General features: G+C 73.2%; 16 protein-coding genes and 1 pseudogene. 10 read left to right on the top strand and 7 right to left on the bottom strand.

What is annotated here, in order from left to right; translation table 11 throughout:
• Positions 1-300: 300 nt before the first annotated feature.
• Positions 301-2,178: a discoidin domain-containing protein gene (locus tag Apa02nite_RS45390; protein ID WP_239165024.1), complete on the bottom strand. Its 1,878-nt coding sequence runs from the start codon at positions 2,176-2,178 to the stop codon at positions 301-303.
• A 142-nt stretch (positions 2,179-2,320) separates the two neighbouring features.
• Positions 2,321-2,914 (bottom strand): TetR/AcrR family transcriptional regulator, encoded by a 594-nt coding sequence (locus Apa02nite_RS45385; RefSeq protein ID WP_203830671.1) that lies wholly within the window; start codon positions 2,912-2,914, stop codon positions 2,321-2,323.
• Positions 2,915-3,007: 93 nt separating this feature from the next.
• Here Apa02nite_RS45385 and Apa02nite_RS45380 point away from each other — a divergent pair, with 93 nt between their 5' ends.
• Together Apa02nite_RS45380 and Apa02nite_RS51685 are read left to right on the top strand one after the other, a co-directional pair.
• The gene (locus Apa02nite_RS45380; RefSeq protein WP_203830670.1) at positions 3,008-4,486 is read left to right on the top strand and encodes an MFS transporter; all 1,479 of its coding nucleotides are present in this window, start codon (positions 3,008-3,010) and stop codon (positions 4,484-4,486) included.
• Between the two features lie 192 nt (positions 4,487-4,678).
• The gene (locus tag Apa02nite_RS51685) at positions 4,679-5,146 is read left to right on the top strand and encodes a hypothetical protein (RefSeq protein ID WP_239165023.1); all 468 of its coding nucleotides are present in this window, start codon (positions 4,679-4,681) and stop codon (positions 5,144-5,146) included.
• 89 nt (positions 5,147-5,235) lie between these two features.
• Here Apa02nite_RS51685 and Apa02nite_RS51680 read toward each other — a convergent pair.
• Positions 5,236-5,394 (bottom strand): annotated as a pseudogene (locus tag Apa02nite_RS51680) (FAD-dependent oxidoreductase); the annotation flags it as partial.
• Between the two features lie 82 nt (positions 5,395-5,476).
• Between Apa02nite_RS51680 and Apa02nite_RS45370 the strand changes: the two are divergent.
• From Apa02nite_RS45370 to Apa02nite_RS45350, 5 genes are all read left to right on the top strand, one after another.
• On the top strand, positions 5,477-7,666 hold the full coding sequence (locus Apa02nite_RS45370; RefSeq protein ID WP_203830668.1) for a putative bifunctional diguanylate cyclase/phosphodiesterase: 2,190 nt from the start codon (positions 5,477-5,479) through the stop codon (positions 7,664-7,666).
• A 61-nt stretch (positions 7,667-7,727) separates the two neighbouring features.
• On the top strand, positions 7,728-8,036 hold the full coding sequence (locus Apa02nite_RS45365) for a hypothetical protein (protein ID WP_203830667.1): 309 nt from the start codon (positions 7,728-7,730) through the stop codon (positions 8,034-8,036).
• Complete coding sequence (locus Apa02nite_RS45360) at positions 8,036-8,533, top strand: GAF domain-containing protein (RefSeq protein WP_239165022.1); 498 nt, start codon at positions 8,036-8,038, stop codon at positions 8,531-8,533. The genes Apa02nite_RS45365 and Apa02nite_RS45360 overlap by 1 nt, the downstream gene beginning before the upstream one ends.
• Positions 8,534-8,573: 40 nt before the next feature.
• A complete protein-coding gene (locus Apa02nite_RS45355; RefSeq protein WP_203830665.1) occupies positions 8,574-8,828 on the top strand; it encodes a hypothetical protein in 255 nt (84 codons plus the stop codon).
• A gap of 10 nt (positions 8,829-8,838) precedes the next feature.
• On the top strand, positions 8,839-9,573 hold the full coding sequence (locus tag Apa02nite_RS45350) for a VOC family protein (protein WP_203830664.1): 735 nt from the start codon (positions 8,839-8,841) through the stop codon (positions 9,571-9,573).
• 4 nt (positions 9,574-9,577) lie between these two features.
• Here Apa02nite_RS45350 and Apa02nite_RS45345 read toward each other — a convergent pair whose 3' ends face one another.
• The 4 genes from Apa02nite_RS45345 to Apa02nite_RS45330 are packed head-to-tail and all read right to left on the bottom strand — an operon-like array spanning position 9,578 to position 13,555.
• Positions 9,578-10,384, bottom strand: a complete 807-nt coding sequence (locus Apa02nite_RS45345; protein WP_203830663.1) for a glycosyltransferase family 2 protein — start codon at positions 10,382-10,384, stop codon at positions 9,578-9,580.
• Positions 10,381-11,361 (bottom strand): hypothetical protein, encoded by a 981-nt coding sequence (locus tag Apa02nite_RS45340; protein ID WP_203830662.1) that lies wholly within the window; start codon positions 11,359-11,361, stop codon positions 10,381-10,383. Before Apa02nite_RS45340 ends, Apa02nite_RS45345 begins: the two co-directional genes overlap by 4 nt.
• Complete coding sequence (locus Apa02nite_RS45335) at positions 11,352-12,458, bottom strand: glycosyltransferase (protein ID WP_203830661.1); 1,107 nt, start codon at positions 12,456-12,458, stop codon at positions 11,352-11,354. The genes Apa02nite_RS45340 and Apa02nite_RS45335 overlap by 10 nt, the downstream gene beginning before the upstream one ends.
• Positions 12,455-13,555 carry a glycosyltransferase gene (locus Apa02nite_RS45330; protein ID WP_203830660.1) on the bottom strand — a complete coding sequence of 367 codons (1,101 nt, stop codon included), beginning with the start codon at positions 13,553-13,555 and terminating at the stop codon, positions 12,455-12,457. Before Apa02nite_RS45330 ends, Apa02nite_RS45335 begins: the two co-directional genes overlap by 4 nt.
• Before the next feature lie 172 nt (positions 13,556-13,727).
• Here Apa02nite_RS45330 and Apa02nite_RS45325 point away from each other — a divergent pair, with 172 nt between their 5' ends.
• Genes Apa02nite_RS45325 through Apa02nite_RS45315 form a run of 3 tightly spaced genes read left to right on the top strand, consistent with a single transcriptional unit; the run spans position 13,728 to position 16,938 of the window.
• Positions 13,728-14,648, top strand: a complete 921-nt coding sequence (locus tag Apa02nite_RS45325; protein ID WP_203830659.1) for a WcbI family polysaccharide biosynthesis putative acetyltransferase — start codon at positions 13,728-13,730, stop codon at positions 14,646-14,648.
• Positions 14,645-15,634 (top strand): glycosyltransferase family protein, encoded by a 990-nt coding sequence (locus Apa02nite_RS45320; protein WP_203830658.1) that lies wholly within the window; start codon positions 14,645-14,647, stop codon positions 15,632-15,634. The genes Apa02nite_RS45325 and Apa02nite_RS45320 overlap by 4 nt, the downstream gene beginning before the upstream one ends.
• Positions 15,628-16,938 carry a glycosyltransferase gene (locus Apa02nite_RS45315; protein WP_203830657.1) on the top strand — a complete coding sequence of 437 codons (1,311 nt, stop codon included), beginning with the start codon at positions 15,628-15,630 and terminating at the stop codon, positions 16,936-16,938. Before Apa02nite_RS45320 ends, Apa02nite_RS45315 begins: the two co-directional genes overlap by 7 nt.
• Positions 16,939-16,970 lie beyond the last annotated feature (32 nt).

Raw genomic sequence — 16,970 nt, 5'->3', positions numbered from 1 at the left:
GGGGCCGGGGCGCGCCGCGGTCGGGAGTGGGGCGGGTGTCGCGCGAGACCACCGCGGGACTCGGCTCGTAGCCTGCGGACGGGCGCTCCGTATTCGTATCGGACAGGAGTAATCGTGAGGTGCGGCGGCCTGGAGCGAACCGGGCCCGAAGCAGCCAGAGGCCCGCACCGTCGAGACACCCGGACCGCCGGGACACCCGGACCGCCGGGACACCCGGACCGCCGGGACACCCGGACCGCCGGGACACCTGGACCTGTCGGGATGCCCGAGGCCGCTGGGACGGTCGGGGGTGGGGAGGGGTCAGCGATAGAGGCGTAGGTCTGCGATGGACCACCAGTTGGGGCTGCTGGTGGTGGACGTCAGGCGTAGGTAGCGGGCTCGAGTCGGGTGCAGGTTCACGGTGGTGAGCTGACCGATTCCGATGCCGGTCGCCGCGGTGGTCCAGTGCTGGCCGTCGGGGCTGACCGAGAGTTGCCAGGCTCGGGCGTAGTCGCCGAGGTAGCCGCCGCTGTCGATGGCCAGGCTGCGGAACGTTCGAGGGGTGCCGAGGTCGACCTGGAGGTACTGGCCGGGGGTCTGGGCTGCGCCGCTGGACCAGCGGGTCGATGCGTCGCCGTCGATGGCCAGTGTGGCGCCCTCGCCGGGCGGGTAGGCGACGGCCGTGGCGCCGGTCAGGGGCAGCTCGCCGGGGTGCGCGGTGACCGAACGCGGCCAGACGAAGGTCGCCAGGGCACCGCCGGGCAAGGTGTATTCAAAGGTGTGCGTGCCGACGGCGACCGCGAACGTGCGCGGGTCGTCGTTCTGGTTGTGGACGACCAGGGCGGTGGAGCCGTCCGGATTGCGGAACGCGACGTCCATGATCTGGCCGTTCCAGCCGGTGGTGCCGAACGACGTGCTGGCGATGCGGACCGCGCCGGGCCGGACGAACTTCGACAGGTGACCGATCGTGTAGTACTCCGCGTCGGTGCGGACCGTGCCGTCGGGCTGCAACGTGAGCAGGCCGGTGCAGGTGCCGCAGCCGCCCAGGTGCGGGCCGCCGGTGCTGTCCAGCGCGATGTTCCAGTTGACCACCGACTTGCCCCAGTTGCGGGTGACACCGATGGTCAGGTTGCGGGCGTGCCAGGTCAGCGTGCCGCGGAAGATCTGCTCGGCGGTGTCGTCGGGGCCGTGCGAACCGGAGCACTCGGTGAACCAGATGCCCTTGTCCGGGTGCGCCTGGTGCAGCGCGGTCTGCGCGCTCGGGTCGCCGGAATAGCAGTGGTAGGCCGTCCCGGCCAGCCACTTCGCCGCCGGGGTGTCCAGCAACTGGTCCGGGTAGTCGGTCTCCGGATCCTCCCCCGGCGGCGTCGACCCGACGTCGCCCGGGTGGGTCTGCCAGTTGTGGTCGTACCCAAGGATTTTGGTGTTCGGGCTGGCTTTTTTCAGCAGCGGGCCGAGCCGTTCGATGACCGCGGCCTGCTGGCGCACCGGCATGTCGGTGCCGGGGTAGCCGCCGGGTTTGCGGTTCTGCGGTTCGTTCTGCACGGTCAGGTAGTCGATCGGGACGCCGGCCGCGGCATAGGCCTGGACGAATTTCACCAGGTAGCGCGCGTACGCGTCGTAGATCTTCGGGTCGTCCTTGAGGCGGCCGCCGACCAGCGAATCGCCGGTCTTCATCCACGCCGGCGGGCTCCACGGCGTCCCGAGAATCGTCAGCTGCGGATTCAGCCGGCGTGCCTGGCGCAGCAGCGGCAGGATCTGCGCGCGATCGTGGTCGACGCTGAAATGCCGCAGCGCGACATCGGTCTGGCCGGCCGGAACGTCGTCATAGGTGTAATGCCCGGCGGCCGCGGTGAAATCGGAGGAGCCGATCGGCTGACGCAGAAAACTCACGCCGATGCCGTTTTTGACATCAAAAAGCGAGCGTACGGCCTGGTCCCGCTCCCGGGGCGCCAGCCGGTAGAGCACGCTCGCCGAGGAGTCCGTGATCGACGCGCCGAAACCGTCCATCCGCTGGTACGTCTGGTCGGGGTTGACCGTGATCGTGGGTTGCGTGCTCGCGCCCCGGCCGAAGGCGACCGGCGCCCGCTCGTGCAGCAGCTCGGCCCGATCGGTGGTGGTGACCCAGACCCGCGCTCGCGCCTCGTGATGATGCCGAGGCCCGGCGGCCGCGGCCGAACCGGGAACGACGAGAACCAAGCCGAGAACTGCCGCCACACCGCGCCGCATCATTTCTCCCCCACTCCGTCGAGTGAGACCAGAATTGTTACACCGCGAGACCTGCGTCAATACGTAACGGTTCCGGAACCGTGATGAAACAAATGTAACGACGGGAAGCATGTCACATCGGGGTGACGGAGTTCATCGCGATGTCGAGCAGCCCGGCGAGCGGCCGCCGGCCGTCGTGGTCGCTCCACTCGGACTGGGCGATCTCGAGGCAGGCGAGCGCGGACGCGGCGAGCGCGGCGGCACCCAGACGGCGCTGATCCTCGGCGAGGTCATCGGGCAGGCGGGCGGCCAGCACGTCGGCAAGGCTCTTCCGCAAGGACGTCTGCCGGTGCAGATGACTCGCGTGCAGGGAGGGGCTGTCGCGCATCATCCGGGTGATGGCGAGCGACCGGGGGTCGGCCATCCTCTCCACGATGCCGTCGAAGCTGCGGCGCAGCGCCGTCCAGGGCGGCTCACCGGCGGGGCGCTCGGCGAGGGCCGCGGTGAGCCGCTCGCCGGAGGCGGCGAGCACCGCCACCATCACCTCGTCCTTGCTGCCGAAATAGCGATGGAAGCTGCGCCGGGACATCCCCGCGGCCTCGGCGATCTGCTCGACCGGGGTGGCGTCATAACCCTGCTCGACGAACAGGTCGATCGCCACCAGCGTCAGCTCGGCCTGCACGGCACGCCGGGTGCGCTCCCGCAGACTTTCGCTCTTCGCGTCCATGAGACCAATCGTACACCCGGCCAGACTTGGCACAGTGAGACACCTTCGGCGTACTGTGTAAAAGCCGAAAGCCTCCCAGCTCCGAGGATCACGATGAGCCACACAGTCGAAGACCCCACTCGCCAACCCGCCAGCAGTCTGCTGGTGCTCTACCTCGCGCTCGGCGGTCTGGCGTTCGCGGTGCTCCAGTCGCTGGTGTCACCCGCGCTGGCCACCATCGGGCGTGACCTGAACGCCACGACCAGCGACGTCAGCTGGGTCGTCACCGCCTACCTGCTGTCCGCGTCGGTGCTCACGCCGATCCTCGGGCGCCTCGGCGACATCGCCGGCAAACGCAAGGTCCTGATCGGCGTCCTGGCCATCCTGGCCGTCGGCACCGTGATCGCCGCTCTCGCGCCGAACCTGGCAGTGCTGATCGTCGGCCGCATCTTCCAGGGCGCGGCCGGCGCGATCCTGCCGCTGTCGATCGGCATGGTCCGCGACGAGCTGCCCCGCGAGAGGGTCGCCACCACGGTCGGCCTGATCTCGGCGATCTTCGGTGTCGGTGCCGGCATCGGCATCGTCGCCGCCGGCCCGATCGTCGAGCACCTCTCGTGGCACTGGCTGTTCTGGCTGCCGCTGGGCCTGATCGCCATCGCCCTGGCCGGCGCGATCTTCGGCATGAAGGAATCCCCGGTCCGCTCGCCCGGCAAGCTCGACGTCCTCGGCGCGAGCATCCTGTCGGTGTCGCTGGTCTCCCTGCTGCTCGCGATCAGCAAGGGCCAGGCCTGGGGCTGGGGTGAGGCCAAGACCATCGGCCTGCTCGCCCTCGGCGTGGTGGGCCTGATCGGTTTCGTCCTGGTCGAGCTGCGGGTCAAGGAGCCGCTGATCGACATGAAGCTCATGAAGATCCGCGGCGTGTGGGCCACCGACCTGGTCGCCCTGATCCTCGGCTTCGCGATGTTCGGCACGTTCCTGCTGGTCCCGACGCTGCTGCAGCTCCCGGCCGCGACCGGCTACGGCTTCGGCAAGTCGGTCTCCACCGCCGGGCTGTTCCTGCTGCCGACCGTCGTGATGATGGTCGTTTTCGGACCGCTCGCCGGCATCCTGAACCGGAAGTACGGTCCGAAGCTCCCGATGTTCCTCGGTGCCGTGTTCGTCGTCGGCGCGTTCACCCTGCCCGCGCTCGCGCACGGCCAGATCTGGCAGGTCCTCGCGTCCGGCATCCTGACCGGCGCCGGCATCGGCTTCGCGTTCGCGGCCATGTCCAACGCCATCATCGAGGCCGTCCCGGCCGCACAGACCGGCGAGGCCACCAGCGTCAACACCATCGCCCGGACCATCGGCAGCAGCATCGGCACCGCGGTCGTCGCCGCGGTCATCACCTCCAACACCACCGCGCAGGGCCTGCCCACCGACGCCGCCTTCACCAACGGCTTCTGGGTCTGCGCCGGTGTGGCCGTCCTCGCGATCGTCGCCGCCCTCGCCCTGCCCTCCGCGCACAAGCGCCACGAGCAGGCCGTCGACACCGGCGTCAGCGACCTGCCGCCGGAACCCGACGAGATCCACGTCCTGCACCACAGCAAGGCCTGACCACACAGCAAGCACGAACCGGGCCGTGACCACCGATGCGGTGGCCACGGCCCGGCCGCGTCTGCCACTGCCCGGCCGGCGGCATCCCGGCCACATCACCGACGGCATCCCGGCCACATCAAGAGCCAGACCGGCGGCATCCCGGCCGGACGGCTGAGGCCGGTGGGAGCATTTTGTCTCTACCGTGCCCTCATGCGGCATGTGCAGATCTTCACGGCAGTGCTCGTCCTGTTGTCCGTTTCCGCCTGCGGCCCGGCCGATCCGGCACCCGCCGCCGCACCGCAGGCGCCGTCATCCGCGGCGGCCGCGGAGAAAGCCACGCCGGTGTCCTCCCCCAGCGCCAGGACAGACGCCACGGCGGAAGGCACCGCGGAGAAAGCCACCGCAGAAGCGGGCACGGCCTGCAAGCTCGCGGCCAAGGCGCCCCGGACCGGCGAGGCGATGGAAATCGACGAGTCGATGATCAAGGCCATCGTCACGAACGCCGCCAAGTCGGGCATCGCGCGCATCGAACAAGCCGGCGCGCAGGTGCAGAGCCGCTACAAAGCCTGGCTGAGCACGGCGATCGGCGACGACGCGGCAAACGCCCAGGACGATCTCCTGGACGCGGTGGGCCGGCTCCACAGCGCCTGCGTCGCCGCCGCGGTCCCGGCTTCCTGACCAGGACCGGACTTCAGCGCTCCCGGCCCGAAGCCTGCCCGTCTCTGTCCGCGACGCCGATGTCGGCCGAGACCGCAGCGCGACGCGCCTCGGGTGTGTCCGGGCTCGTACTGTTCGAGCAGCACCACCCGCAGCCCGCGGCGAGCCAGCTGCCAGGCGGCCGCGGAGCCGACCGCCCCTCCGCCGGCCACCACGACGTCGACGTCCTCGAGGCCCGTCACATCTCCCAGCGGCGATCGATAATGCATACTTTACCTATAGATTTACTGACAAAAAGGTACGTTGAGAGATCTACCTCAGGTTCGCGGTGATCGGACCGACAGTGCGAACATGACGCAGACCATCGGGCGACGGGCGGTGCCGCCCGCGGTGCTCGCCCTGCTCGGCGCGGTCGTCGCCGCGCAGGCGGTGGGCTGGGCCCACCCCGCGTGGTACCCGCTGGTGCTCGGCGCGTCGCTCGTGGTCCTGGACGCCGTCGGCGCGTTCTACCTGGTCAAGGTCGCCCGGTTGGGGTTCAACACGCTCTCCTGCCGGCTGGGCGCGATCGCCCGCGGGCTCGGCGTCGGCAACGCGGCAGCGTTCCTGGCCTGGGTCCTCGGCGGGCCGGGCTGGCTGTGGTGGGTCGCCACGGCGGCACACGTGAGCGGCATGGCGCTGCTCGGGCTGGCCACCGTACTGGGGCCGGTGTTGCGTCTCAGCGGTCCGCACCGGCAGGCGTTCGTCGCCGAGATGGTGGCCATCGCCGCACCGGCCGTCATGGCGATCTGGTCCTTCGGCCTGCAGCCGGCGTTCCGCGCCAGCGGTCCGGGGAAGCCCTGGATCATCCTGGTCGGCCTGCCGATCGCCGACCTGATGCTGGCCATGGCGGCCGCCGCGATGCTGCTGCGCGGCGTCGTCAGCCACTGGCGCGACCCGATCAGCGTCCTGCTCGGCGGCATGGTCCTGGCCGTGCTGGCCGACACCGACTGGGTGACCGGGCTGCCGGCCGGTGTCGCGCACAGCGTCGGGCTGTTCGGCGGCACGCTCGGCGTCGCCGCCCATCTGCTGCTGACCGTGTCGCCGCTGATGGTCGCGTCCGGCATCGGCAGCGTCACCAACCGGGCCCGGCGCGCCGGGCCGCCGCCGTGGGTGGGCTACCTGCCGCTGGCCTCGCTGCTGGCCGGAGTCACCCTGCTGCTCGTCGTGATCGTGACCACCGCGGGCTTCCTGCGCTGGAGCGGGCTGGTGGTGGCGACCGCTGTCATGCTCGTCGCGGTGACGTTCCGGCAGTGGCTCACCCTGCGGGCGAGTCAGGCGCAGGCCAGCCGGGACACGGAGACCGGCCTGGCCAACCGGGCGGCGCTGAAGGACGCCCTGGCCGGGCTGGTCCGCGGCCGGGAGACGTTCGCCGTGCTCGCCGTCGCGATCGACCGGATCCCGCCCGGCACCGCGGTGGCCGCCGTACTCCGGTCCTGCGTCCGCGCGGACGACCTGCTGGCCCGGCTGAGCGACAACACGTACGGCGTGCTGATCACCGACGCCGCGGTGGCCGGCGAGGCGACCGTCGCCGCGCAGCGGATCCTTGCCGCGATCGAGGACGACTCGGGCTCCTGCCACATCGGCGTGGCGGTGGCCCGCACCGACGAGCCGGCCAAGACGGTGCTGCGCAACGCCGAGATCGCCATGAACCACGCGCGCCGGTCCGGCACGCCCACGTTCGTCGTCCACGAGCCCTCGATGAACGACCGGCGGGCGGCCGACGCGGCGCTCAGCGAGGCCCTCGAGGGCGCCCTGCAGCGCCGCGAGTTCACCGTGCTCTACCAGCCGATCGTCGACCTGACCACCCGCCGGGTGGTGGCCGTGGAGGCGCTGCTGCGCTGGCATCACGCGTCGCTCGGCGACGTGCCGCCGGTCGCCTTCATCCCGGTCGCCGAGCGCTCCGGCGAGATCATCGCCATCGGCCAGTGGGTGCTGGAGCAGGCCTGCACCCAGGCGGCGCGCTGGCGCGCGGACGGCATCGACCTGACCGTCACGGTGAACGTCTCGCCCCGCCAGCTCCAGGAGCCGCACCTGGCCCGGGACGTGCTGGGCGTCCTGGCGCACACCGGCCTGCCGGCGCAGAACCTGATCGTCGAGGTGACCGAGTCGGCGATGGTGAACGAGGCCATCGAGATCGCCGCGCTGCGCCGGATCCGCGCCGAGGGCGTGCGCATCGCCATCGACGACTTCGGCACCGGCTACTCGTCGCTGCAGTACCTGACGCAGCTGCCGGTGGACGTACTGAAGATCGATCGCAGTTTTGTCGCGCAGCTCAACGGGACCGCGGAGGGTTCGGCGATCGCCGAGGCCGTGATCCGGCTGGCGCAGGTCCTGCGGCTGACCACCGTCGCCGAGGGCATCGAGGAGGAGGAGCAGGCCGCCGAGTTGCTCCAGCTGGGCTCGCACCGCGGCCAGGGGTTCCTGTTCGCCCGGCCGGTCCCGGCCGACCAGATCCCGGCGCTCGCCGAGGCGAGCGCTCCGCTACCGCTGATGGTCCGCTGACCGCGATCTGATTCCGTTCAAAGCCCATCGGTACGACCACGGCAGCGAGGACCATCGAACCATGGCCTCCACCGCCCGCCCGGAGCTCGACGACTCCCGCGACAGCACCGGGGCGCACCAACTCACCCAGCCGACGCTCGACGACGCGCTCGCCGCCCTGCGGCGCCTCTACGGCCCGCACTGCGACGACCTGTGGCGGACCCTGCTGGCCCGTACCGGGCTGACCGGGCAGGAGACCGATCTGCTCTCGTTCGAACGCCTGGTCAACACCATGCACGGGGCCCAGCCGATCGCACAGATGTGCGGTCGTGGACTGGCCGTCCGCGCGGCCGCCTACCGCCACCTCGCCGCCGCCAACCGGGGGAAATGATGAGCGATACGGACCTGCTCGCCCGCATGCACGTGCTGGCCGGCCTCGACCTGGACAACCCGGCGCTGCGGCAGCGGCTCGACGAGATCACCGCGCGTACCGCCGGGCGGCTCGGGCTGCCGATCAGCCTGGTCAGCTTCGTGCTCGACACCGCACAGCTGCTCGGCGGCACCTACGGCGTCGAGGGGTGGATCGCCGCTGCCGGTGGCACCCCGGTGGAGTGGTCGTTCTGCGCCAACGCGGTGGAGTCGGGGCGGCCCTACGTAGTACCGGACACCAGCGTGGACCCGCTCCAGTCGGTGAACCCGCTCGCGTTCGTCGACGGCTTCGGCAGCTACGCGGGGGTGCCGCTGATCGTCGACGGCACGATCCTCGGCGCGCACTGCGTGATCGGCACGGCCGCGCACGAGTTCACCGACGCCGACCTGGCCGAGTTGCGGACCAGCGCCGACGAGATCGCCACGGTGCTGCAGGGCTACCGGCGGGACGGGCACTGATCTCGTACAGTCGGGCAACCGCCGACCCTTGGGAGTGCAGATGTTCGGACGATTCCGGGACGAGCGGCCGCCGCTGCAGCGCGCGCTGGAGGCGGCCTCGGCCCTCAAGCCCGGCACCTGGGAGAGCGTCGAGTCGCTGGCCCAGCTCGCCATCGCCTGCAAGGGCACTCCGGACGCCGGGCGGATCTACCAGACCGCGTACGAGACGGCGGCCGAGCTGAAGCCCGGCACCTACGACAGTGTGCGGGCCCTGGCCTGGCTGCACCGGGCCGGCGAGGAACTGCGGAGCGCCTAGGATCGTCGATATGGCGCTGCGACCCGTCCAGGTGAACGTCAAAGCCCTCGATCACGCGGCGCTCGGCCGGTTCTGGGCAGCGGCACTCGGCTGGCGCGCGCACCACGGCGCGACGACCTATGCCGGGCCGCCCGGTGACTTCGTCTGGCCGGATCCGGTCGCCGTCGGCATCGACGTCGTGGCCGTTCCGGAGCCGAAGGGCGCGGCCAAGAACCGGGTGCACCTCGACCTGGCCAACGCGTCGGCGGCTCACCAGGCCGAGCTGGTGACCCGGCTGATCGGGCTCGGCGCGACGCCGGCCGACGTGGGCCAGCACGACGTACCGTGGACCGTCCTGGCCGATCCGGAGGGCAACGAGTTCTGCGTGCTGGAGCCCCGGGAGATGTATCGGGACACCGGGCCGATCGCCGCGATCGTGGTCGACTGCGCGGACCCACCGGCCATGGCCCGGTTCTGGGGCGAGGCGCTGGACTGGACCGTGCGCCGGGTGACCGACGAGTTCGCGTCGTTGCGCGCCGAGGCGCCCGGTGGGCCGTACCTCGAATTCCTCCGCACGCCGGGCGCGGCCGGACCGGACCGCCTCCATCTCGACCTGCTGCCTGCCCCGGGTGACGACCAGATGGCCGAGGTCGCCCGGGTGCGGGCGCTCGGTGCCACCGACCTCGACGTCGGGCAGGGCGACGTGCCGTGGATCTGCCTGTCCGACCCGGAGGGCCACGCGTTCTGCGTCTGCGCCCCGCACTGACCGGTCAGGTGCGCTGCCAGCCCGCCGGGGTCTCCTCGACGGCGCCGGCCGCGGCGAACGCGTCGAGCCAGCCCCGCATCGGCCAGAACCCCCACCGGTCGGCGAAGAGCCGGCCGTTGCGCAGGATGTCGTCGAGGTGCTGCCACGGCGGCGAGGACGTCGGGTGGTGCTGGTGGTAGGCGTGCGCGCCACCGACCCAGACCAGCGGGACGGCGGCCTGCTTCGCGGTGTAGGCGAGGTCGGTGTCCTCACCGCCGTACCCCTCGAAGGCCTCGTCGAAGCCGCCGAGCGTGCGCCAGGTCGGCGCGGTCACCGCGAACGACAGTGACCAGAACAGCCGGTGGTCGGCCGGGCCGGCGACGACGTTCTCGCCGTCCGGCGGGGCCGGGCGGGCCGCGTGCGGGGCGGTCAGGGCGGCCAGCGCGGTCGCGTCCTCCGGTTTGACCCCTTCCGGCAGGTAGGTGACCGGGCCGCACAGCAGCGCACCCGGGTGGGCGTCCGCCGCGGCGCGGTAGCGCGCGAACAACGCGGTGCCGGGCAGGCAGTCGGCGTCCAGGAAGACGATCAGGCCGGCGTCCGCGGCGGCTGCGGCGCCCCGGTTGCGTCCGGCGGCGAGCCGCAGGCCGTTCTCGCCGGGCGGGACGTGCAGCAGGTCGGCGCCGGCGAACTCCGGTGGTCCGGGCGGCGGATCGGCGTCGAGCCAGACCACAATCCGGCGTACGGGCGTGGAGCGCAGCAGGCGTTGCTGCCGGCGCACGTGGTCGAGCCGGGCCGCGGAGCACAGGGTGATCACGGCGGTCGTCGGTGTCACGCGCCCACCTGCGCGATCGTGTCGGCGGCCCGCCGCGCGGCGCCGGTGACACCCCACTGTGACCAGTCGGTCCGCAGGCCACGGGCCCGGTCGAGCACCGACGGCCACGCGGCGGCGCCGGGCCAGGCCGGTTCCACGACGGCGAGCCGGCGGTCGGTGAGGATGCGCCCGGTGGCCACCTGCTCGCCGAACGGGCGCGGTTGCGGCACGATGACCGCCCGCGCGCCGGCCGCGGCGAGGTCGGCGACGCTGTTCTGCCCGGCCGCGGCGACGATCACCTCGGCGCGTTGCAACGCCTCCCACGGGTCCGCGATCCACGTCGACGCCGTGCCGCCCGCGCGCTGCCAGCGGGTCCCCGGGGTCGCCGCGGCGGCAGAGGCGAGATCGTTCTCGGTCACACCGCCACCCAGGACGAGCACGGTGCCGGGGTCGGGCTCGATGTCACGCGTACGGCCGTCGAAGCGGGAGATGCCGCCCACCTCGACGAGGTCGGGGGTGGCCGGGCCGTGGTGCGCGCCGGCGGGCCAGGGCGCCAGCACCCGGGACGCCGACGCGTAGGCGAGCCGGTGCGGGGTGTCGCTGCGATCACCGGGCTGGGTGACGACGACCGTCGGGACGCCGAGCAGTCGTACGAAAAATGCCACCTCCACCGAAACATCCACCACGAACCGGTCGAAGTGCCGGTCGGCGATCGCGGAGGCGATGGCCGCGAGCCGGCGGGCGTGCCCGGCGTGGCCGAGCGGCGCCCAGTGCAGCAGCCCGCCGACGGTCGGGTCCGCGCCGGCCGGATCCCGGTCCCCCGGCGGCCGATCGTTGTCGGGGGTGAGGCGCACCCACGTCGTCGCGGGCGGGAGGGTGTCCGGCCGCGGCAGCGAACTGAAGACCACCACCTCCCCCGGCAGGTGCGGGCGCACCGCGTGGAAACGGGTCACGTGGCCCGCGCCGTGGTGATGGAGATACCAGCCGGTCAGGCCCACGCGTCGGCTCCCGCCATGTCGAAAACGGTCTCGAGCTCGGTGGCCCGATGGTCGAGGGAGAACCGGGCCAGCGCCTCGGTCCGGGTCCGCAGCCGATACCGCAGGTCGCGGCCACGGTCGCCGGCGAGCTGCTCGGCCGCCGCCGCGAGGGCGTCGGCGTCACCCATCGGCACGAGTCGCACGGCACGCGCGGCCCCAGCGACCTCGCCGATGCCGCCGGTGTCGAACGCGGCCACCGGGGTCCCGGTCGCCAGCGCTTCCGCGACGACGAGCCCGAACGGCTCCTGCCAGAGCGGGGTGACCAGGGCGCAGGCGCTGCCACCGACCAGGTCGGCGAGCGCCGGCTGCGCGAGCGGCCCCAGATAGTCGACGCCGGCGCCCAGGTAGGGGCGCACGTGCTCCTGGAAGTAGGCGACGTCGCCGATCCGGCCCGCGATGCGCAGCGTCCGGCCGGTGAGCCGCGCGGCCCGCACCGCCAGGTGCACACCCTTCTCCGGCACGATCCGCCCGAACCAGACCAGGTCGTGGCCGCCGGGACCGAGCCGCCAGCGGCCGGCGTCGATGGCGTTCGGCATCACCTGCGCCTCGACGCCGTGCGCCTGCCACTCGGCGGCGGTGAACGCGCTGACCGCGAACAGGCGACCGTGGTGCTCCGTCGCGCGGGCCGCCGCGACGAGCCGGGGCAGCGGCGGGGTGTGCAGCGTGGTCACCATCGGCACGCCGAGCCGACCGGCCCGGGTGAGCGGCTGCGGGTGCAGGCTGTGGTTGTCGACCAGGTCGATGGTGTCCGCGTGGCGCCGGATGAAGTCGAGCGCCGCCTCCAGTGCCGGGATGGCCCGCTCCAGGTGACCCGGCGGATAGGTGGAGTCGGTCGCGTCGCGCTCGTCCGGCCAGACCACGGCCGGCAACCGGAACTCGGGCGGGCCGTCCTGCTGGAACTCCGAGCCCTCCACGGCGCAGAGCAACACCCGGTGCCCACGGGCGCGCAGCATCCGTACGCGGTCCCACACCATGGCCTCGAGCCCGCCGGCGTGCGGTTCCCGGATCGGGTGGCGCAGCGGGGCGATGACGGCGATCGTGCGCGGCCGGGCGCTCACGCGGCCCGCTCCGCACGGTTCAGCACCCGCTGGTACAGAGCGTGGTGGGCGGCGGTGATCGCCTCGGCACCGGCGACACGCTGCCGGCGACGATCGGCCACGCGCGCCACCCGAGCGGCTGACCCCGGGCGCGGCGTCCCGGCGAGCAGCCGCCGTACGGCCAGGGCCAGCCCGGTGCCGTCGCCGGCGGTGAACACCGCGAAGTCCTCCGGATGCTGCTCACCCGCGTACCCGACGGGTGGACCGGCGACCGGGACGCCGAGGTCCCAGCACAGCTCGGCCCAGCCGGAGTGCGTGCCGGTCCGGTACGGCAGCACGGCCACGTCGAGGTCGGCGATCGACCGGGCCAGGGCGGCGTCGTCGAGCCGCTCGGTCCGGTGCAGCTCGGCGCCGGGGTGCGCGGCGATCAGGGCGGTGACCTGTTCGCGGGCGGTCTCGTCGCGGACCCGCTCGTTGACCTGCACCCGCGCGGTCGCCGCGACGCCCTGCGCGCGCAGGTGGCCGACCGCGGCGAGCAGGGTCGCGACGGCCCGCACGGCGTCGGTGCCGGGGCGGATGTCACGCAGGTGCACGCCGATCACGTACGGCTCCGACCCGGTTCCGGCCGGGGCCGGCGCGTCGAGGGACAGCACCCGCGGGTGCGGGACGACCTCGGCGGTACGGCCCCAGCGGCGCTCGATCGCGGCGGCGGCGCCCCGCGTCAGCGTCACCAGCTCGTCGGCGTCACGGACCAGCACGTCGAGGTGCTCGCGGTGTGCCGCCTGGTCGGCCAGCTGCGGGTTCTCCAGGTCGTGGAGCGTGTAGACGAGCGGGCGGCCGGCGGCGCGCAGCGCGCGGACGAGCGCGCGCAGGTGCGCGGTGGGGTAGGACTCGGTCCCGAAGTGGACGTGCATCACGTCGAAGCGGTGCACGTTCGCGGTGACCCAGCCGGCGTCGCACATCACCGGCGGCCACCAGCGCCCGTCCACGGCGCCCGGCGGCGGCGGATCGGGCAGCACCCGGAAGCCGGTGCCGTCCAGCACCTGCCGTACGTAGGTGTGGCCGGCCGGGATCGAAGCCACCCGGACAGCGGAAACGACGGATGCGGCGAGCGTCATGGACACGTCCTCGAGGTCGGTCGGGCGGAAACGACCGACGCGAACCAGCAGGCGTGTCGAGAGGGCCAGGAACGCTATTCCCTTGCCGCGGGGAAAATATCGCTCCGGATCACAAGATCACTGAGACGTGTACGACCCCATCGAGCGGCGGCCACCGGGGTATAGGGAGGTCATGGCAGCAGCGCACCCTGATCCGCGTACTCGGCACTTCGGGAATTTCTACGGTCTCGAGGGCCTGGACGGCGATGAGCGGAACGACCCGGTCGTCCTCGTCGTCGGCAACTGCCAGGCGGAGTCGCTGCGCCTGATGCTCGACGGCGGAGGACTGCGCACCGTACGGATGCCGCCGGTCCACGAGCTCGTCGCCGCCGACCTCCCGCACCTCGCCCGCTGGCTGGCCCGGGCCGCCCTGCTGATCACCCAGCCGATCCGCGACGACTACCACGGGCTGCCGATCGGCTCGGCCCAGCTGACCGAGCGCCTCGGTCGCGGCACCCCGGTCCTGCGGGTGCCGGTGATCCGCTTCGCCGGCCTGTACCCGGCGCACGCCATCGTCCGCTCCCCCGCCGACCCGAGCCTGGTCCCGCCCGTGGTCGCCTACCACGACCTGCGGGTCCTCGCCGAGGCTGCCGGGCTCCGCTCACGCGCGCGGCTGGATCCGCCGGTCGTCCGGGCGATCGCCGAGCACTCCCTCGAGCAGCTCCGCTCGCGGGAGGACCGGCACGGCACGGTGGTCGTCTCCGACCTGTTCGCGATGCCGTCGTTCGCGCAGATGCGCACCCTCAACCACCCCGGCAACCCGATCTGGACGGCGCTGGCCGCGCGGGTCCGGGCGGCGTCCGGCCTGCCCGCGTACACCGTCGACCCGGGCCGGCCGTTGCTCGACGCCGTCCACGCGCCGCGCGAGGCGGCGGTCATCGACGCGTGGGGCATCGACGAACCGGAACGCCCGCACTGGATCGTGGACGGTCACGTCGTCGAGACCGGAGCCGTCCGCGAGGCGCATCTGGCCTGGTACGCCCGGTACCCCGACGCGGTGCGGGCCGGCCTGACCCGGCACGCGCACGCCCTGACCGTGCTGGGCCTCGTATGAGCGGGCTGCCGGCCCTGGTCGTCACCGCCGACCGGCGCCACGGTGTCACCGTCGCCGCACGGGACCTGGCCACCGCGGTGGAGGCGGCCACCGGCACCCGGCTCGGAGTGGCCGCCGGGACGCTGCTCGGCGATCACCCGCCGGGGCGCGCCCACCTGCACTTCACCGACCGGCTCTGGGCCGGGTCGCCGGAGGACGCGGCCGCGCTCGTGGAGCGGATCGCGGGCCGGACGGCGCTCACCGTCACCCTGCACGACGTCCCGCAGGACTCCGACGGCCCGCGCAACCTGCCGCGTCGCACCGACTGCTACGCCCGGGTCGCGGCGGCCGCCCGCGGCGTGGTCGTCAACAGCCGGCACGAGGCGGCACACCTCGCCGACGCCGGCATCGTGCCCCGGGCGCTCGGCGTCGTGCCCCTGCCGGTCACCCCGGTGCCCACCGGGCCGCGACCGCAGCCGGGTGACCCCGACGTGGCCGTGCTCGGCTTCTTCTATCCGGGCAAGGGCCACGCCGAGGTGGTCGGCGCGCTCGCCACGCTCGGCGACCGGCCGCGGATGACCGTGCTGGGTGGTGCGTCCGCCGGGCACGAGACCGACCTGCTGACCTTCGCCGAGCAGGCCGGGGCTCGGGGAGTCGCTGTCGACGTGACCGGATTCGTACCCGAAAAAGATCTTGTGGAACGGTGCCGGGCAGCCACCGTGCCGGTCGTGGCGCACCGCCACTTCTCCGCGTCCGGATCCCTGGCCACCTGGATCGCCGCCGGACGCCGGCCTCTGGTCGCCGACGGGCGCTACGGCCGGGAGATGGCGGCACTGCGACCCGGAACCGTCCACCTGGTCGCCCCGGACGACCTCCCGGCGGCGATCGCCGGCGCGCTCGCCGACCCCGCTTCGACCTGGCTCACGGCCGACGCGGTCACCCGCCCGCACCTCGACGACACCGCCGCGGCCTACCTGCGCTGGTGGACAGGAGACATCACATGGTGACCACGCCACCGCCCGGCCGTTCCGTGCCCGGCAACCGGTGGGACCTGCTCGACGGGATCGTGCCCGCGCGGCCGCCCGCCGTGTCGGTCGTCGTCGTGCACTACCGGCAGCAGGCCGAGCTCGATCGCACGCTGGCGGCGCTGCACCGCCAGACGCACCCGGCCGACCGTACCGAAATCATCGTGGTCGACGACGGGTCACCGGAGCCGCCACGGGTTCCGGACGGGGTCCGGCTGCTGTGCCAGGCCGACGAGGGGTTCCGCGTGGCGGCGGCCCGCAACCTCGGCGCGTCGGCCGCGACCGGGGACGTGCTCTGCTTCCTCGACGCCGACACCGTGCCCGAACCCGGCTACCTGACCGCCATCACCCGGCTTCCCGCGCTCGCCCCGGAAGCCGTCGTCGCCGGCCGGCGCCGGCACGCCGACCTCGCCGGGCTCCCGGTCGACGCACCGGTCGACGTGGCCGGCCCGGCCGGCGCGCTACCCGAACCGCAGTGGCTCCGCGACGCCTACCGGCTCAACCACGACCTGCTCGACGCCGACGACCGGTCCTACCGGTACGTGATCGGGGCCGCGCTCGCCTGTTCCCGCTGGTTCTTCCACCGGGTCGGCGGGTTCGACGAGCAGTTCCGCACGTACGGCGGCGAGGACTGGGAGTGGGTGTACCGCGCCTGGCTCGCCGGCGCCGTCCTCGCGCACGCCGCCGACGCGGTGGCCTGGCACGATGGGCCGGACTGGGCCGGTCGCGACGTCGACGACCCGGCCCGCCGGGCCCGCAAGGACGCCGAGACGCTGCTGCTCGCCGACCGCATCCCGGTCGCCGGATCCCGGGGGTACGGCCTGCGCAGCACCGGCCCGGACGTCGTCATCCGGCTCGGCGCGGCACCCTCGCCGGTGGCGGCGTACGTCTGCGTCGACTCCCTGCTCGCCGCCCTGCCCGCGGCGACCGTGCACGTGCCCGCGGAGTTCGCCGGCCTGTTCACCGCGGACCAGCGGGTGACCAGCGGCCCGGCCGGACCGGACCCCCGCACCCGCGTCGTGATCGACGTACCGGCGGCGGTGCGTGCCGACCGGGTGGCGGACCTCCTGCGCGACGCGGTGTCGGCGGTCGGCGTCGGCACCCTCGGCACCGTCCTTCTCGGACCGTCCCCGGCGCCCGCGATCCGCGTCGACTCCGCACGGGCCCGGGCCCGCCGCGACACGTGGGGCGAGGAGATGTTCGAGACCCACGTGCACGCGGACGCCGGCCCTGCGGTGCTCGACGCCGACCCCGGGCTCGCCGGCTACCTCGGAGGCTGGGCCTGAACCGCCGTACCGGCTGGCACGAACGGGTGAGA

The organism is Actinoplanes palleronii (assembly GCF_016862315.1).
GTDB lineage: Bacteria > Actinomycetota > Actinomycetes > Mycobacteriales > Micromonosporaceae > Actinoplanes > Actinoplanes palleronii.
Note: the sequence above shows the minus strand (reverse complement) of the source record. Positions and strands in the feature narration are given on the sequence as shown.

Bases quoted from the DNA above. Each gene is read 5' to 3' on its own strand.
- Apa02nite_RS45355 (WP_203830665.1), top strand. From the start codon at position 8,574: ATGTTCGGACGATTCCGGGACGAGCGGCCGCCGCTGCAGCGCGCGCTG.
- Apa02nite_RS45315 (WP_203830657.1), top strand. From the start codon at position 15,628: ATGGTGACCACGCCACCGCCCGGCCGTTCCGTGCCCGGCAACCGGTGG.
- Apa02nite_RS45320 (WP_203830658.1), top strand. From the start codon at position 14,645: ATGAGCGGGCTGCCGGCCCTGGTCGTCACCGCCGACCGGCGCCACGGT.
- Apa02nite_RS51685 (WP_239165023.1), top strand. From the start codon at position 4,679: ATGCGGCATGTGCAGATCTTCACGGCAGTGCTCGTCCTGTTGTCCGTT.
- Apa02nite_RS45385 (WP_203830671.1), bottom strand. From the start codon at position 2,914: ATGGACGCGAAGAGCGAAAGTCTGCGGGAGCGCACCCGGCGTGCCGTG.
- Apa02nite_RS45330 (WP_203830660.1), bottom strand. From the start codon at position 13,555: ATGACGCTCGCCGCATCCGTCGTTTCCGCTGTCCGGGTGGCTTCGATC.
- Apa02nite_RS45325 (WP_203830659.1), top strand. From the start codon at position 13,728: ATGGCAGCAGCGCACCCTGATCCGCGTACTCGGCACTTCGGGAATTTC.
- Apa02nite_RS45380 (WP_203830670.1), top strand. From the start codon at position 3,008: ATGAGCCACACAGTCGAAGACCCCACTCGCCAACCCGCCAGCAGTCTG.
- Apa02nite_RS45350 (WP_203830664.1), top strand. From the start codon at position 8,839: ATGGCGCTGCGACCCGTCCAGGTGAACGTCAAAGCCCTCGATCACGCG.
- Apa02nite_RS45370 (WP_203830668.1), top strand. From the start codon at position 5,477: ATGACGCAGACCATCGGGCGACGGGCGGTGCCGCCCGCGGTGCTCGCC.
- Apa02nite_RS45365 (WP_203830667.1), top strand. From the start codon at position 7,728: ATGGCCTCCACCGCCCGCCCGGAGCTCGACGACTCCCGCGACAGCACC.
- Apa02nite_RS45360 (WP_239165022.1), top strand. From the start codon at position 8,036: ATGAGCGATACGGACCTGCTCGCCCGCATGCACGTGCTGGCCGGCCTC.